Source organism: Marinobacter sp. BSs20148, from assembly GCF_000283275.1.
GTDB lineage: Bacteria > Pseudomonadota > Gammaproteobacteria > Pseudomonadales > Oleiphilaceae > Marinobacter > Marinobacter psychrophilus.
In genome coordinates, this window is record NC_018268.1 from 2792624 (window position 1) to 2809004 (window position 16381).

The following is a 16381-nucleotide window of genomic DNA, read 5'->3' on the forward strand; positions in this document are numbered from 1 at the left end:
GAACGATTGCGTTAACTGACTGCTACTTTGACTGACGGCTGTTGATCAGATCATCGACGACGCTCGGGTCGGCCAGTGTAGACGTGTCTCCCAACTGATCGTACTCGTTGGCCGCAATTTTACGCAAAATGCGGCGCATAATCTTGCCTGAACGGGTTTTTGGCAAGCCCGTTGCCCACTGAATAACGTCCGGAGAGGCGATAGGGCCGATTTCTTTGCGCACCCATTGTACCAGCTCTTTTTTCAACTCGTCAGTCGGCTCTTCGCCCTGCATCAACGTAACATACACGTAGATGCCTTGCCCTTTGATGTCGTGGGGGTAACCTACCACCGCGGCTTCCGCTACTTTTGGATGGGACACCATGGCACTTTCTACCTCAGCGGTCCCAAGGCGGTGGCCAGATACGTTTAGCACGTCGTCAACCCTGCCGGTAATCCAGTAGTCACCATCGGCGTCACGGCGGGCGCCGTCACCGGTAAAGTACATGCCTTTGTAAGCGCTGAAGTAGGTCTGAATGAAACGTTCATGGTCGCCATAAATAGTGCGCATCTGCCCGGGCCAGCTGTCCATAATCACCAGATTGCCTTCGGCTTCGCCTTCCAGCAACGTGCCTTCTGCGTCTACCAAGGCCGGCTGAACACCGAAGAATGGCACGGTCGCAGAGCCCGGTTTCAAATCGGTAGCGCCCGGCAGAGGGGAGATCAGGATACCGCCGGTTTCGGTCTGCCACCAGGTATCGACAATCGGGCATTCGCCATTGCCAATGACCCGGTGGTACCACTTCCAGGCTTCAGGGTTGATGGGCTCACCGACTGAACCCAAAATTCTCAGGCTGCTGCGACTGGTGCCGTCCATGCAACTTTCGCCTTGAGCCATTAATGCTCGAATCGCTGTAGGCGCAGTGTACAGGATGTTCACCTGGTGCTTGTCGACGACCTGGCCCATGCGCGAGCTATCTGGGTAATTGGGCACCCCTTCAAACAGTAGCGTTGTGGCGCCGTTAACCAAGGGGCCATACAAAATATAGCTGTGCCCGGTAACCCAACCGAAATCGGCGGTGCACCAGTACACATCACCATCGTGATAATCAAAAATATATTGGTGGGTCATGGAGGCGTACACCAAGTAACCACCGGTGGTGTGTAACACACCCTTGGGCTCGCCGGTAGAACCAGAGGTGTACAGCATGAACAGCGGGTCTTCGGCGTTCATGGGCTCGGGCTTGCAGTCTGCCGAAGCATTGGCCATCAGGTCTTCGTAGCGCTGGTCGCGGCCTTCTGTCCAAGCAATATCGCCGCCGGTACGAGTAACCACAATGACGGTTTTTACCGTGTGGCGGTCGTCGTTTTTAAGCGCCGCGTCTACGTTCTTCTTAAGCGGGATTTTGCGACCGGCGCGAAGGCCTTCATCGGCGGTAATCACGATATTGGATTTGCCGTTAACCACCCGGGAGCCAAGTGCTTCTGGTGAAAAACCGCCAAAGACCACCGAATGGATAGCGCCAATACGGGTACACGCCAACATAACAACGGCGGTTTCGACGATCATCGGCATGTAAATGGTGACAACATCGCCTTTTTTAACCCCTTGGCTTTTCAACACGTTGGCAAATTTGCACACTTGCTCGTGCAGTTCGCGGTAGCTGACATTGCGGGAGTCTGACGGGTCATCGCCTTCAAAAATGATGGCGGTCTGGTCGCCACGGCTTTCCAGATGGCGGTCCAGGCAGTTGACAGAAGCGTTCAGTTCGCCATCTTCAAACCATTTGATGGACAACGCATTGTAATCGTAAGTGGTGTTTTTGACCTTGGTAAACGGCTTTATCCAGTCTACACGCTTGCCATGCTCGGCCCAGAACTGATCCGGGTTTTCGATGGATTGCTTGTACATCGCCTGGTACTGGTCTTTATTAATCAGCGCGTGTTTTGCCACTTCCGGGGTTACCGGATACACCTGCTTATCAGTCATGTTGCTCCCCATTTTCCTGGTCTATTGTCATTATGGATTCGAAATTCAGAGCGAGCGAACCTGACGGCCCGCTATCGGGATACCCAAAGTTCACAACAGTTCACCACGCCGATGACCTTTTGTTGAATTAGACGAACGTACTAATTAACGTGAACGTGTGGCAAAGTTGCGAAAATGACGCTAACAAGACGACAAATTACGAGCTTACGTCGACTTTAAATATGGCCCCAAAAACTAACTATAGCACCGGGAGCGAGGCCCAGGCCGGTCATGAAACGTTCTATTCCGGGCGGCGCCGACGCGCTGAACAGCGCCTGCTGCAAAGGCTTTGGCGATATGCCGGGCTGCAGCCGCGACGTGAGCGCTTGCGGTTGCGCCGACTTTGATGCGAGCAACTGCTCTACCCTGCGCGCGATGGCATCACCACTGTCGACCCAAAACCGCACGCCGGGCGCTGCCTGCTTCAAGGCAGGCAGCAGCAGTGGATAATGAGTGCAACCCAGCACCACCGTGTCTACCCCTGCAAGCTCAAACGGAGCCAGAATCTCAACCAGCCGAGACTGCGGCACGGGCTCGCCTCGCGCAAGCCCCTCCGCCCAATGCACCAGGCTTCGGTGACCAATACGACACACTTGGCAGTCAGCTGCGTAATCCGCAATCAGCTGATCCAGATACGGCCTTGCCACAGTGGCCGGCGTCGCCAGTATCCCGATACGGCGATTAACACTGATCGCCGCCGCCGGTTTGATGGCTGGCACAACACCCACAACCGCCTCTGATACACATTGGCGCAACGCGGGCAACGCCACGGTACTGGCAGTGTTGCAGGCTAAAACCACAATCTGGCAATCAAACTGCGACAGAGCGCTGGTTACCAGGTTGCAGGTGCGCCTTGTGACCTCCGCCTCGGGTTTGTCGCCATAGGGAAACCCTGCGTTGTCCGCCAGATACACCAGAGGCACTTGCGGACACAGGCGTCGAATGCTGGCAGCCACGCTGAGCCCGCCTACACCCGAATCAAACACCAGCACACTGGGGAGCGACGCTTCGTTCACCGATTCGCCCTGCCCGCGATGTCCAGCAAAATCTCCTCAGCCATATCATGAATAAGCTGCCCGGAAATAGTGGTTAATGGCGGTATTGGCGGCGTGTGATCTGGCACAAACCAGCCTGCGTCTGCCAACTCATCCTGCTGCAAAACCAGTTCTCCACTTTCATAGTCAGCAAAAAACCCAGCCATCAGCTGATGGGGAAACGGCCAGGGCTGTGACAACCGATAGCGTATATTGGACACCTGCAAACCAGTCTCTTCCTTAACCTCGCGGGCCACCGCTTGCTCCAGGCTTTCGCCGGGCTCAACGAAGCCCGCAATCAGGCTGTACATGGGCCTGCGCGTGCGAGACGAACGCGCCAGCAGCATGCGCTCGCCGCGGCGAATAACCACAATCACGCAGGGCGCAACCCGCGGATACCAGGGTATTTCACAAGTTTGGCACCAGCATGCGCGCACGCGGGCGTGAATGACGGTGGCCGCGCCACAGCGTCCGCAGAACCGTTGGTCGCGCCACCAATGCGCTAGCTGCACCGCGATGCTAACCAGCGCTACCGGGGCGTCATCGATGTGCAAAATCACGTCGCGCAGCAACAAGGGCTCCAAACCTGCCAGGGCACCGTCTGTCTGATTGACCACAAACAGCGGCCGGTCCTGAAACTGACCCAACGAAACCGCACTGGCGGACAGCGCAGCCACCTCATCGGCGGCCACCGCCTGCAACCAGCCGTTGGCGGGTTTCAGCACGATATCGCCGCTTACTCGCAACACCCAGTCACCCGCTTGCAACGGCTGTAGTGACCAACCGGTAACCCAATTTGCTTCGAGCTCGCGACCGCTTTGATAGGGTGGAACGTTTCTTTTAGACATGATTACAACCCGACTCTGATATAACACCGGTGCATGCTTTTTGCGCCGGCCCTGAAAACGTTGGCTTTAATGTATCATAGCGCCTGCGGCCAAAGCACAGACAGCGCCCGCACCGTCAGCACAGAATGACGGGCCGCTTTGCCGCTGCGCGCCGCGCCGGTAAACTCGACAGCTGAATTTCAACGGAGCAACACCCCCCATGGCATTTTTCCAGGGCATTCGCCGCCTGATTCTCGCCATTTTTCGGAAAATCCTGTTTCTTTGGGTGCGCACCCAGGTCACCGGTGCCACACCCGAAGCCCTTGGCCTGAGCCCGAAACAGCCAGTGTGTTACGTATTGCAATACAGCTCGCTGTCCAGTCGCCTGGTGTTAGAGCAAGAAGTTCTGCGCGCAGGTTTGCCCCACGATACCCGCAAGAAAACGCCGAAGTCTGCTGCCGTGCCCTGGTTTGTTTTTCTGTACCACCGCGTGGGCAGGCTTCTTCGAGGCGGGCGCCAAACACTGGTAGCTACTGATAACTTCAAGGCGGTGGTTCGGCACGCTATCAGAAACCCCGATCAAGATTGGCATATTGTTCCGGTATCACTGTTCTGGGGGCGCTCGCCGGAAAAAGAAAAGTCGCTATTCAAACTTTTGCTATCAGACACCTGGTCGGTGGTGGGCCGTTTGCAAAAGTTTTTAATCATTCTGGTGAACGGCCGCAACACTTACGTACAGTTCGACAAAGCGCTGCGCCTACAGCCGCTGTTGGAGGAATATCGCGACAGCGAAGAACTGGCCAGCCGCAAGCTAGCGCGGCTGCTGCGCACTCACTTTCGTCGGGTTCGCCAGGCCGTATTAGGACCAGACCTGTCGCACCGCCGCACACTGGTCGAAGATCTTTTGCGCACACAAGCCGTAAAGCAGGCCGTCCGTGACATAGCCGCGCAGCAAAACATGGCCGAAGACAAAGCGCAGCTTAGAGCCTACAAATACGCCGACGAAATCGCCGCCAACATGTCGGTAGCGACCGTGCGCGTGATGGACGTAGTACTAACCTGGCTGTGGAATCGCATTTATAACGGCGTTTCAGTGAATAATATTCAAGCAGTCAGAGACGTGGCCCGTGACAACGCGGTTATTTACGTACCCTGCCACCGCTCCCACATTGATTACCTGCTGCTGTCATATGTGCTTTACCAGAACGGCCTGGTACCACCGCACATAGCGGCGGGTATCAACCTGAACATGCCGCTAGTAGGTTCCATACTGCGCCGCGGCGGCGCCTTTTTTATGCGCCGCAGCTTCCGCGACAACCCGCTGTACGCCACCGTGTTCAACGAATACATGCACGTTATGCTAACCCGCGGCTACTCCGTAGAATACTTCGTTGAGGGTGGACGCAGTCGCACCGGCCGCATGCTGCAGCCACGGCTCGGTATGCTGGCGATGACGGTGCGCAGCTTTTTGCGCAATCACCAGAAGCCTATTGTGTTTGTACCGGTTTACGTGGGCTATGAAAAAGTGATGGAAGGCCGTTCCTATTTGGGCGAGCTACGGGGCAAGAAAAAACAGAAGGAGAGCGTGTTTGGCCTGGCCAAAACCGTACGCAAACTCAATAATTCCTTCGGCCGGGTTGCCCTTAATTTCGGCGATGCCATCCCCTTGGCCGAGGTGCTGGACCACACTCAGAGCGACTGGCGCGAACTATCCTATGGCACCGATTACCGGCCGCCCTGGCTAAACCAGGCCGTCAGCGCGCTGTCTGCGCGTGTCGCGCAGAACATCAATGCGGCGGTCGCGGTCAATCCCATTGGCATGACCGCGACCGTGCTGCTGGGCAACGAACGCCCGGCCATGGGTGAAACCCAGCTGGTTCGCTTGATGGACCAGTGCGCAGACCTTCTGCGAGCTTGCCCCTACGCCGACACGGTTACCCTGCCCGATGGCAGCGGCAGCGACTGGCTGGCGTATTCCGAAGCCATGGGACTGGTAGGCCGTCAGCCGCAAAAGCTGGGGGACATTATCGTTCTGCAAGGCAGTAACGCGATCCTGATGACCTATTATCGCAACAACATTCAGCACCTGTTTGCCCTGCCTTCACTGATTGCCTGCTTATTCGAAAATCGCCACTCACTGGCGCGGAAAAACATCGTGTTTCTGGCCAGCATCGCCTATCCCTATTTGCAGAGCGAGCTGTTCCTGAAGTACCAAGGCGATGAGCAGGTCACCCATATTATTAACCGCTGGCTGGACGTTCTGATCGCCCAAGGGCTGTTGCTAATGCAAGAAGATGGGCGGATTGCACGACCGGTTGACGGCACGGATGCCATGGTGCGGCTCCGCTTACTGTCACGGTTCATCATCCAGACGCTAGAGCGCTATCACATTGTGGTGGGTATATTACGCCGCTACGGCTCAGGTAAAATCACCACAGAGGCACTGGAGGAGCAAAGCACTCTTCTAGCCGAGCGCATGTCCATTCTGTTTGGTCTGAATGCGCCAGAGTTTTTTGACAAAAATCTGTTTCGCCACTTTATTACCGCATTGCAGAGCAACGACGTCATTAGCACTGACGAACACGGGGTGATTTATTACGACGACAGTCTGGACAAAGTCGCCAAAGATGCGCGACTGGTGCTCAGCGTAGAAAAACAGCAGGCCATTGAAAACGTTACCCGCATGGGGATTTAAAAGCAGAGATTCAGGGTAGAGCTCGTAAACTGTAAATATCGTAACGACTGCTCTTGCCTTCTACCCGGGTGGTGGGTGTGACGCCATCTATAGCCGGCGCTTTGCGCGGGCGTTTGACCACCACACGGTAGCGCGCGGCGTTTAGCGCCAGCTTAAGCAACTGTGTCGTGTCTTCATCTTGCCCGACGAGGTGGCGGAACACCTGCATTTCCTTTTTCACCAGAGCAGTTTTGTCTTGATGGGGAAACATTGGGTCCAGATAAATGACATCCGCCAACGCATGTTCCGGCTCGCCGGATTCGGCCTGCCTTAAAAAATCCAGACTACTGCCGGCACGCAGGTCCATGCGCGCAACTACCGGCGCGCACTCAACGTTGAGTGCCGCGCGGGCCAAACCGTCTTGCAGCAAGGCGTTAATAACTGGGTGGCGTTCAAACAGAGTCAACCGGCAGCCTAGGCCAGCCAGAATAAAAGCGTCTTGGCCCAGGCCTGCAGTGGCGTCCAGCACGTGCAAAGGAGTGCGGGTTTTATGCAGACCCACCGCCCGCGCCACCAGTTGCCCGGTGCCACCGCCGTGTTCGCGACGAAAGCCTATTTTGCCGCTAACGAATTCGGCCCGAACGGGGCCCGGCGCGCCCTTCCCCGTTAACTGCAAGGCCAGCCCCTGCTCATCAAGGATCAGCAACAAGGGAACACTCGTCACGCGGCGTGGATCTGTGGCGGCCACCATAGACACACCTAGCTCCGTGGCCAACTCCGTTGCAAGATGCTTGTCGCCTAGAGCAGAACAGGCTACGGCCAGAGAATCCTGCATTATTTGCGGCCTGGCAGTTTTTGCCAGGTTACTTCGTCGCGCAGGTACACAGGCTGGGCCTGCTCTGCCGAAACACCGGCACCCAGGGCAAACTGTTTGGCGGCCAGGCGGGCAACGCACGCAGCTCTTGGCACCAAATCAACACTGGGCAAGGCCGCCAACGCAGAGGTCACAGCCACGGGCATCTGTTCGATCAACGCCCAACCGGAACCCGCGCCAAGCCAATCGGCGTTGTTCGCTCTGACATGAGCACCTCCAACGTCGCGAGCAGCGCTTTCTGCTGCGGGCATTACCAGCGCGACTGGTGCGCAGACCCGCTCTTTTCCAAGCAGCACTGGTGCGCCATCAAGCAACTGATAACAGCCCCAGTAAACTTCGCCCATACGTGCGTCAAAGGCCACCGCCACGCGCTGGCCTTGAGCGGCATTTGCCTGGGTAAGAGCATCCAAAGCGACGGCCGCCAATGATGACACCGGTATTGCCGGTATATTCAAGCCCCATGTCAGGCCTTGCACTACGCCGGTGGCAATACGCAACCCGGCAAACGAACCCGGCCCGCAGGCGAAAGCGACTGCATCAAGGTCAGCAGGCTGCAGCCCGTGCTCCTGCAGCAGGCTTCGAACCATAGGCATCAGCAAGCGAGTATGGCCCCGGGGCGCAATTTCAAAACGCTCATGGGCTAGACCCGCCTCTGCACTGCCCAGCCAGAGAGCCGCCGAACAGCCTGCGCCCGAAGTGTCCAGTGCCAGTAATTTCATTGGCTTACGTCAGCTTGGCGCTGATCTGGGCGCGAATATCGTCCAGACTGCCAACGCCTTCAACTTGAACATAACGTGGCGCGCCGTCCGCATCCTTGGCAACCCAATCCCGGTAGTAACCGATAAGTGGAGCCGTTTGCTGGTGATAGATACCCAGGCGTTTGCGCACGGTTTCTTCACTATCGTCTTCACGCTGAATCAACGCTTCGCCGGTTTCGTTGTCTTTGTCTTCCACTTTTGGTGCATCGTATTTGACGTGATAGATGCGGCCACTGCTTTCGTGCACGCGCCGGCCTGACAGGCGGCTGACAATTTCCTCATCGGCCACGGTGATCTCAACCACGTAATCGATAGCGATGCCCTGGTTTTTCAGCGCTTCAGCCTGAGGAATGGTGCGCGGAAAACCGTCGAGCAAAAAGCCATTTTTGCAATCTGCTTTCTGGATACGCTCGTCAATCAAAGCAATGATGATGTCGTCTGACACCAAACCACCCGAGGCCATTACTTCCTTGACCTTACTTCCCAGATCCGACTCGGCCTTAACCGCGGCGCGCAACATGTCGCCAGTGGAGATCTGAGGAATATCAAACCTCTCTGTCATGAACTGAGCCTGTGTACCCTTCCCAGCGCCCGGGGCGCCCAACATGATGATGCGCATAGTTTGTGCTCCTGAAATGATGAATAATTTGAAAAAGCTATGGCAAAAACAGGTGCTTTTGCCGCAGCCTCTCGACTTTTTTTACCCGAGTTAAGGGTTGAAGGTGGCGCATTATACGAAGTCGAGCCGGCAAGCGAAAGCCGACCTCAGTATCATGCCCGTTTGTATACAGTGGAATACCGAAATAAAGTCTGCCTTGGCCCTGTCATCATGAGAAGAGCATTGATAGATGGGAAGAAAAGCGATAAAGAAAAATAAAGATGAGTCAGGAACAGTCAACCGTGGTCCGCGCTGTTAGCTTAGCGCCGCCGCCACCGCGTCGAGATCATCGGCCACATCGGCAATTTCCCGCCGGGCCTGGTCCAGGTCGCTCTGTTCCAAGCCCAGCTTAGCGGCCAGAGCGACGGTATCGTCGGGGACAAATTCATCACCAATACCGATGTCTTTAAGAAGGGCATTTGCCAGTATCACTGCATTCACATAAAGTTGATGCTCGCCGCTGTATTCGCCGCACTGGTGCATGGCTGCCGCCTTTATGACCGGCCCCGGCAAATTCCACAGCCTATGCAGAACACCACCGATGGTGCCGTGGCCCACAGCCATCATGGCTTGATCAGCTCCGCCGAATATCTCCTGCTCCAATTGTTGCATACTGGCTTCTGGTTCGGCGTCACGCAACTCGCTAAGGCGAACGTACTCTGCCGGAAACAGATGCCCGATAAGAAGCAGCCCAAAATTATGCAAAAGCCCACACATATAGGCCATACCGGATTCGGCACCGCAGCGACGGGCCAGGCTGGCGCTCAGAAAAGCACAATACAAGGAATGGCGCCAAAATTGGTCAACCCCTAGCGGCCCCTCACGGGGCACATCAAAAGATTTTACTGCGGCAATACCCATAGCCACATGGGCGACCCGCTCAAATCCCAACACGCGTGCAACCGCATCTTGCACCGAATTAATCTGGCCGCGATAGCCGAACAGCGCCGAGCGGGCGTAACGCAGCAGTTGCGCAGTCATGCTTGGATCTAGCTCAATCACCTCGGCCAACTGTTTTGCAGTCGCTTCTGGCTTGGCCGTCAGTTCCAGAATCCGGAAAGCCAGTGCCGGCATCGGCGGCAGTCGATACAGCTTTTGCAGCCTGGCAGCAATCTCATCCAGCGTTAGCTGGTTTGTACTGACATCAGGCGCCAACTCTGTCGCCAGCGGCCCTTTGCGGGCGCCAGCCACAGCCAGCCGCAGGCCACGCCCCTCTAGCACCAAAAGCCGGCCACTGGAGCCACTGGTGAAGATCGCCCGGGGCAAGTCGTCCACCTGGCTGTCTACTAGCATAGGCAAATCGTAAGCTGCACCCAGCGGCGGCAGAAAACCCGAATCGCAGTCGTCAAACAAACGGGCAACCTGGCGTTCGGTCAGCACCTGCATCTGACGCCCCGTCAGCCGGTATACCGCGGCTAGATTTACCTCGCCGTGCAGGCGGTGAGTGACCATTAGTGCACCCTTGCTGTCAATCAGCACCGTGCCAGTAATGACCGTCGACAGCGACTGACCGGCGGCGCTGACGGCCGCCTCCAGCGTGGCCGCCGGCAGCAAGCCCAGCGTCTGAAACGCAATTGCCTTGCGGGCCAGAAACAGCTCAATTCGCGTTGCAGATTGCAAAGTTCAACTCCAGCGAATGCGTTACAAAAATGACGAAGGTATTTACGACACCTTAACCGGTGTTGCGCATACCCGCTGAGATCCCTGCCATGGTGACCTTTAGAGCCCTCTCAACCAGTTCCGGCACTTTCCCGTTACGGTCGCCATCATCGCCGCCTTTGCCTTCACTTTGGCGCTCGCGCCGCAGCAGTTCTGCCTGCAGATAATGCAATGGATCGGTGTACGGATTACGCACATTCATGGAATGAGCAAATACTGGCTCGGCTGCCAGCAGGTGGTCTTGTTGTTTCAATTCCAGCACCCGATGAATGCAGCGGCTCAAGCGCTGGCGCAGATTTTCACCCAGGGCCCGCAACGCCGGGTCGTCCACCAAGGTCTGCTCGTAATAGCTGGCGATGCGCAGGTCGGCCTTTGCCAAAACCATCTCCAGCATATCGATGTAGGTGCGGAAGAACGGCCAACCCGCCATCATTTCCCGCAACTGGTCTATACGCTGATCTTCGGCGGCGGCTTCCAGAGCGACGTCGCTGCCCAGCCAAGCCGGCAGCATCAGGCGCATTTGAGTCCAGGCAAATATCCAGGGTATGGCTCTTAGGCTTTCAACGCCACCACCGGCTTTGCGCCGCGCCGGGCGACTGCCCAAGGCCAGCTTGCCCAGCGCCTGCTCCGGGGTAACCTGTCGGAAATAAAGCACAAATTGCGGGTCGTCCCGCACCACGTCGCGGTAAGCCTTTAACGAGCGTTCAGTCAACCAGTTCATGGTTTCTCGCCAACTGTCTTGGGGCTGGGGCGGCGGCGCCAGTGTGGCCTCGATGACCGCAGTGGTGTAAAGCGTCAGACTTTGCACGGCAAGATCCGGCATGCCGAATTTGAAGCGAATCATCTCGCCCTGCTCGGTAATGCGAAAGCTGCCGTTGACCGATCCCGGCGGCTGCGAAAGGATCGCCCGGTTAGCCGGGCCGCCTCCACGACCAACCGTACCGCCACGGCCGTGGAACAAGGTCAAGCGCATATCGTATTCTGCAGCCACTTTTGTCAGCGCTTCCTGGGCTTGGTACTGGGCCCATGCAGCCATCATCTGGCCAGCATCTTTCGACGAATCGGAATAGCCGATCATGACTTCCTGCTTGCCGTCACAGTATTCGCGATACCAGTCAATCTGATAAAGCTCGGTCATGCTTTGCGGCGCGCCGCTCAGGTCATTCAATGTTTCAAATAGCGGTACAACCGCCATTGGATACTGCATGCCCGCCTCGCGCAGCAGCAGAATAACGCTCAGCACATCGGACGGCTTACTGGCCATGGAAATCACATAAGAGCCCAACGCCTGAGGCGTTTGCTCGGCCACCACTTTGCAGGTAGCCAGCACTTCCTGCACTGCTTCACTGGGCTGCCAGTTACGCGGAATCAGCGGGCGACGGCCTTTAAGCTCGCGCACCAGAAACGCCTGACGTTCTACTTCTGACCAGGCCTGATAATCCCCAAGCCCCAGATACCCCACAATTTCGGCCACAGCCTCAGCGTGACGGGCCGCTTCCTGACGAATATCGAGACGGCTCAGTGGCAAGCCAAAGGTATGGGCGCGACGAATAGTGTCCAGCAGCGGTCCATTGGCAATGTACTCAAGACCACATTCAACCAGTGAGCGGTAACACAGCTCCAAGGGTTCAGTGAACTCACTGTTGGCGAACAATATGCCGTTGCTGTCGGCGGCAGCACCACTAATACTGGCTTCCGCCCAGTCACGGGTGCGGCTAAGCTGGTCGCGTAGCTCGCCCAGAATTTGGCGATAAGGCTCACGGGTATCGCCTACCCTTGCTCGCAGCTCATCGCTGGCCTGCCACATAGACAGTTCGGCGCGCAGCGCTGTGATGTCTTTCATATACAGATCTGCAGCCATCCAGCGGCCCAGCAAAAACACCTCTCGCGTAACCTGGTGGGTGACGTTAGGGTTGCCGTCACGGTCACCGCCCATCCAGGACGCTACCCGCACCGGAGTGGCTTGCAGCGGCAGGCCTTTACCGGTGGCTTCCACCAGAGCAGTATCCAGACTTTCGAGGAATCTTGGTAACGCTGTCCACAGGCTGTTTTCGATCACCGCAAAGCCCCATTTGGCTTCGTCTACCGCAGTGGGGCGATCGTAACGAATTTCATCGGTGTGCCAGGCCTCGGCAATCAGCCGGGTCAAACGGCGCACGATTCCGTCGCGCTCGCTGGGCATCAGATCCTGGTGGTCCAGCTGCTCCAGGCAGTCAGACATGTCGTCGTACTTCATAATCAGTGTGCGGCGGGTCACTTCTGTTGGGTGAGCTGTCAGCACAAACTCCACCCGCAAATTGACCACCTGACGGTGCAGTTCGTCAGCGCTTATGCCGCCAGCTAGCAGACGTTGGAACACTTCGGAGAATGATTCCACCATCAGATCAGCGCTGTGACCGCGATTGCGACGGATGCCATGATATTGCTCGGCCAGGTTGGCCAGGTTCAGAAATTGGTTAAAGGCGCGGGTCACCGGCAGGATTTCTTCGTCGCCCAGCTGGCCCAACAAATTCACCAGGCGTTGGCCCGAGCCGCTTTCCTGAAGCCGGTCCGCTTTGGCGGCAGCTCGCACTTGTTCAATTGTGTCAAAGCACTGCTGCCCGAGATGCTGGCGTATACTCTGCCCTAACAGCTCTCCCAACATCCTTACGTTTTCCCGCAAATCCGGATGTAATTCAGTCACATTGGCATCCTTTTGTCCTGTTTAGGGCAACATCAGACTTGTTCCTCGTTAAGATACTAAGGAACCACTGCCGAAGTCTACGCGGCTTGACCATCTCAACGCTGACGCTCCACACCTTTCACCGACTGCCAGATGGCGTCCAGCGCCTCTAGGGTCTCGCTGTCCATATTACGGCCCTGGGCCACAAGCTCGGCTTCGATAGCGCGAAAACGCGCTTCAAATTTATGATTGGTGCGTTTCAAAGCCTGCTCCGGGTTCACCTTCATGAAGCGCGCCAGATTCACGCACACGAACATCACGTCACCCAGCTCATCTTCCAGGGCGTCGCGTTCGCCACTGCCGTCATAGGCGGCTTGCCAGGCTTCTTTCAGCTCATCAATCTCTTCGTACAGTTTGTCAAACACTGGGGCAATGTCGGGCCAGTCAAAGCCGTGGCGGGCAGCCCGATTCTGCAGTTTTTCAGCACGCGCCATGGCCGGCAGAGTACGGGCAATAGCGTCCAGACGGCCCGCAGGTTCGGCGCTATAAGGCGCAGGCTTTAGCGACCGCTCTTCCGCCTTGATGCGTTCCCAGCTCTGTTTGATCCAGTCTTCGCCTGGGCGATTGTGTGGGTTAATCCGGCTCGCCAGCGTGCCTTCGGGGAACACATGGGGGTGGCGACGGATCAGTTTACACACCAGGTTGTCCACCACCGAATCAAAATCGAAATGCTGCGATTCCTGCCCGATCTGGCTGTGAAAAATGACCTGAAACAGCAGGTCGCCCAGCTCGTCTTCCAGATGGGGATAATCCTCGCGTTCGATGGCGTCAGCCACTTCGTAGGCTTCTTCCAAGGTGTGGGGCACGATAGACGCAAACGTCTGGCGGGTATCCCAAGGGCAACCGGTGTCTGGATCGCGCAGGCGCGCCATAAGGGTTCTCAAGTCGTCCAGCGAATAGCTCATCAGCGTTTTCTCTTAGCCTCAATGACGTTGGGCAGGTTGCGAATCTGGGACAGCAGTTTGGCCAGTTGTTCCAGATCGGAGATTTCTACAGTGACCGTCAGGTTGGCCGTGTTGTCGTCACGATTGCTCTGGGTGTTTAACGCCAGCACATCGCAGCGCGATGCCGACAGCACTTGGGTGATATCGCGCAAAAGGCCCGAACGGTCATAAGCATCAACGCTAATATCCACCGGGTATACCGAGGCTTGGCGCACGCCCCAACTGACCTCGATAATGCGGTGTGGCTCTGTTTCCACCAGCCCCATGTAAGTGTTGCAGTCCTGCCGGTGAACGGTCACACCGCGGCCAACGGTAATGTAGCCGCCAATATCATCACCCGGTAGGGGCTTGCAGCATTTAGCCACTTGGGTTTTCAGCTGGCCCACACCCACAATGCGAATGTCAGATTCGGTATCGTAGGCTTTGCTTTGCTTGCGCAGCTTCAGTTCGGGCTGTTCATGTTTTGGCTCCAGCATTTGCTGGGCCACATTGGCCACTTGGGCTGGGCGCAGGTCGCCCGCGCCAATGGCCGCACACATGTCTTCAGCGCTGTGGTAATTCACCTTCTTGGCAAGCAGTTCCAGATTGCAGTCGTGCAATGACAAACGCTTGAATTCGTCGTCCAGAATGGCACGGCCATCGCTGATATTACGACCGCGGTCCTGCTGTTTGAACCAGCTGATGACCTTGGCGCGGGAGCGCGAACTCCGAATGTAGCCCAGGTTGGGGTTGAGCCAATCGCGGCTGGGCGTCGCATTTTTAGACGTCAGTATGAACACTTGATCGCCGGTTTTCAGCGGGTAGATCAAGGGCACGATACGCCCGTTGATGCGCGCGCCTCGGCAAGCGTGACCGACTTCTGTATGTACCCTGTAAGCAAAGTCTACGGCGGTGGAACCCTGGGGCAGATCAACCACATGGCCCTCAGGCGTAAACACGTAAACCCGATCGGATGTCACCTCGGATTTCAGGTGTTCCGCCAAGCCGGACAGATCGCCCAACTCTTCTTGCCATTCCAGCACCTGGCGCAACCAGTTTATTTTGGCATCGTAACCGGTGGATTTGTTTTTAGTGTCGGTCCCCTTATAAAGCCAATGGGCGCAGACACCCAGTTCGGCTTCTTCGTGCATGTCACGGGTGCGAATCTGCACCTCCATCACCTTGCCTTCCGGGCCGATGACCGCGGTGTGCAGAGACTGGTAACCATTTTCTTTGACGTTAGCGATGTAGTCGTCAAATTCGTTAGGAATATGGCGCCACAGACCGTGGACTACGCCCAACACGGCGTAGCAGTCGCGTACCTCCGGCACCAGAATACGCACCGCGCGCACGTCATACACCTGGCTGAAATCAATGCCTTTTCTGCGCATTTTGCGCCAGATGCTATAGATGTGCTTAACGCGGCCAGACACATCGCCTTTAATGCCGGCGCTGCCCAGCTCGGACTCCAGCGCAGCCACCACCCGTTTGATGTAGCTTTCCCGATTCAGGCGCTTTTCATCCAGCAGTTTGGCAATTTTCTTGTAAGCGGTTTCGTGCAGATAGCGGAAAGACAGGTCTTCCAGCTCCCATTTGATATAGCCAATGCCCAGCCGGTGCGCCAACGGGGCATAGATCTCAAATACTTCCCGCGCAACTCGCATGCGTTTTTCCGGCAATGCGTCTTTCACTCCGCGGATGGCGCAGGTGCGCTCAGCGAGTTTGATCAGCGCAACCCGCACGTCGTCAACCATGGTCACAAGCATTTTACGCACGTTGTCGAGCTGACCTTCGCTCTGGCCCAAAACGTTGCCTTTCAGGGGGTGATGGATAGACGAAATCGCCGCCATCTGCAGCACGCCTTTGATCAGGCCAGCCACTTCGTCGCCAAACTCTTTACGCACAGCCTCCAGCGTTACCCGTTCTTCGCGTACAGCGCGATACAGCACAGCAGCCGTCAGACTGGCCTGATCCAGGTGCAGTTCTGCCAGCACTCGAGCCATTTCAATGCCGGTACGGAAACTGCTGGCGCCGGGGGTCCATTGTCGGTCTTCCCGATAGGCCTGAAGGTCTATCGCCGCGGCTCTTTCGCAAGCTTGGCGCAGCAGACTGTCATCCTCAAGTCGGGTTTGCTCAGCCAGCTGGCGCACGCAGTGAGCAATGTCTACTTCACCGCTACCGGTCACGGCGTAATCTTCGCGAACTTTTACCATGTCGACTCTTTTCCAGATTAGCCGGAATCGC

General features: G+C 56.7%; 12 protein-coding genes. 2 read left to right on the forward strand and 10 right to left on the reverse strand.

From position 1 onward, the window contains the following. Positions 1-22: 22 nt before the first annotated feature. From acs to nudC, 3 genes are all read right to left on the reverse strand, one after another. A complete protein-coding gene (gene acs, locus MRBBS_RS12660; RefSeq protein WP_014871919.1) occupies positions 23-1969 on the reverse strand; it encodes an acetate--CoA ligase in 1947 nt (648 codons plus the stop codon). Between the two features lie 215 nt (positions 1970-2184). Further along, the gene (gene murI, locus MRBBS_RS12665; protein ID WP_014871920.1) at positions 2185-3024 is read right to left on the reverse strand and encodes a glutamate racemase; all 840 of its coding nucleotides are present in this window, start codon (positions 3022-3024) and stop codon (positions 2185-2187) included. Then, a complete protein-coding gene (gene nudC / locus MRBBS_RS12670; protein ID WP_014871921.1) occupies positions 3021-3890 on the reverse strand; it encodes an NAD(+) diphosphatase in 870 nt (289 codons plus the stop codon). Before nudC ends, murI begins: the two co-directional genes overlap by 4 nt. A gap of 199 nt (positions 3891-4089) precedes the next feature. Between nudC and plsB the strand changes: the two genes are divergently transcribed. Continuing rightward, positions 4090-6564, forward strand: a complete 2475-nt coding sequence (gene plsB / locus MRBBS_RS12675; protein ID WP_014871923.1) for a glycerol-3-phosphate 1-O-acyltransferase PlsB — start codon at positions 4090-4092, stop codon at positions 6562-6564. Positions 6565-6574: 10 nt separating this feature from the next. On the opposite strand, the gene MRBBS_RS12680 is transcribed toward plsB, so the two are convergent. Genes MRBBS_RS12680 through adk form a run of 3 tightly spaced genes read right to left on the reverse strand, consistent with a single transcriptional unit; the run spans position 6575 to position 8794 of the window. After that, entirely contained in the window at positions 6575-7378 is an 804-nt protein-coding gene (locus MRBBS_RS12680; RefSeq protein WP_014871924.1) for a class I SAM-dependent methyltransferase, read from the reverse strand. Next, positions 7378-8136: a tRNA (adenosine(37)-N6)-threonylcarbamoyltransferase complex dimerization subunit type 1 TsaB gene (gene tsaB, locus MRBBS_RS12685; RefSeq protein ID WP_014871925.1), complete on the reverse strand. Its 759-nt coding sequence runs from the start codon at positions 8134-8136 to the stop codon at positions 7378-7380. Before tsaB ends, MRBBS_RS12680 begins: the two co-directional genes overlap by 1 nt. Positions 8137-8140: 4 nt before the next feature. Then, entirely contained in the window at positions 8141-8794 is a 654-nt protein-coding gene (gene adk / locus MRBBS_RS12690) for an adenylate kinase (protein ID WP_014871926.1), read from the reverse strand. 39 nt (positions 8795-8833) lie between these two features. Between adk and MRBBS_RS19425 the strand changes: the two genes are divergently transcribed. Next, complete coding sequence (locus tag MRBBS_RS19425; RefSeq protein ID WP_144012715.1) at positions 8834-9052, forward strand: hypothetical protein; 219 nt, start codon at positions 8834-8836, stop codon at positions 9050-9052. A gap of 36 nt (positions 9053-9088) precedes the next feature. Here the strand turns inward: MRBBS_RS19425 and MRBBS_RS12695 are convergent, their stop codons facing one another. The 4 genes from MRBBS_RS12695 to relA form a co-directional block, all read right to left on the reverse strand. Then, a complete protein-coding gene (locus tag MRBBS_RS12695) occupies positions 9089-10453 on the reverse strand; it encodes an HDOD domain-containing protein (RefSeq protein WP_014871927.1) in 1365 nt (454 codons plus the stop codon). Positions 10454-10505: 52 nt separating this feature from the next. After that, positions 10506-13175 carry a phosphoenolpyruvate carboxylase gene (gene ppc, locus MRBBS_RS12700; RefSeq protein WP_014871928.1) on the reverse strand — a complete coding sequence of 890 codons (2670 nt, stop codon included), beginning with the start codon at positions 13173-13175 and terminating at the stop codon, positions 10506-10508. 95 nt (positions 13176-13270) lie between these two features. After that, positions 13271-14119, reverse strand: coding sequence for a nucleoside triphosphate pyrophosphohydrolase (mazG, locus tag MRBBS_RS12705; RefSeq protein WP_014871929.1), 849 nt, complete (start codon positions 14117-14119; stop codon positions 13271-13273). Beyond that, positions 14119-16350: a GTP diphosphokinase gene (gene relA, locus MRBBS_RS12710; protein WP_014871930.1), complete on the reverse strand. Its 2232-nt coding sequence runs from the start codon at positions 16348-16350 to the stop codon at positions 14119-14121. The genes mazG and relA overlap by 1 nt, the downstream gene beginning before the upstream one ends. Positions 16351-16381: the final 31 nt, after the last annotated feature.

Excerpts from the sequence above, each read along its gene's own strand:
- mazG (WP_014871929.1), bottom strand. The coding sequence starts at position 14,119 with ATGAGCTATTCGCTGGACGACTTGAGAACCCTTATGGCGCGCCTGCGC.
- plsB (WP_014871923.1), top strand. The coding sequence starts at position 4,090 with ATGGCATTTTTCCAGGGCATTCGCCGCCTGATTCTCGCCATTTTTCGG.
- MRBBS_RS19425 (WP_144012715.1), top strand. The coding sequence starts at position 8,834 with ATGGCAAAAACAGGTGCTTTTGCCGCAGCCTCTCGACTTTTTTTACCC.
- acs (WP_014871919.1), bottom strand. The coding sequence starts at position 1,969 with ATGACTGATAAGCAGGTGTATCCGGTAACCCCGGAAGTGGCAAAACAC.
- MRBBS_RS12680 (WP_014871924.1), bottom strand. The coding sequence starts at position 7,378 with ATGCAGGATTCTCTGGCCGTAGCCTGTTCTGCTCTAGGCGACAAGCAT.
- tsaB (WP_014871925.1), bottom strand. The coding sequence starts at position 8,136 with ATGAAATTACTGGCACTGGACACTTCGGGCGCAGGCTGTTCGGCGGCT.
- adk (WP_014871926.1), bottom strand. The coding sequence starts at position 8,794 with ATGCGCATCATCATGTTGGGCGCCCCGGGCGCTGGGAAGGGTACACAG.
- nudC (WP_014871921.1), bottom strand. The coding sequence starts at position 3,890 with ATGTCTAAAAGAAACGTTCCACCCTATCAAAGCGGTCGCGAGCTCGAA.
- relA (WP_014871930.1), bottom strand. The coding sequence starts at position 16,350 with ATGGTAAAAGTTCGCGAAGATTACGCCGTGACCGGTAGCGGTGAAGTA.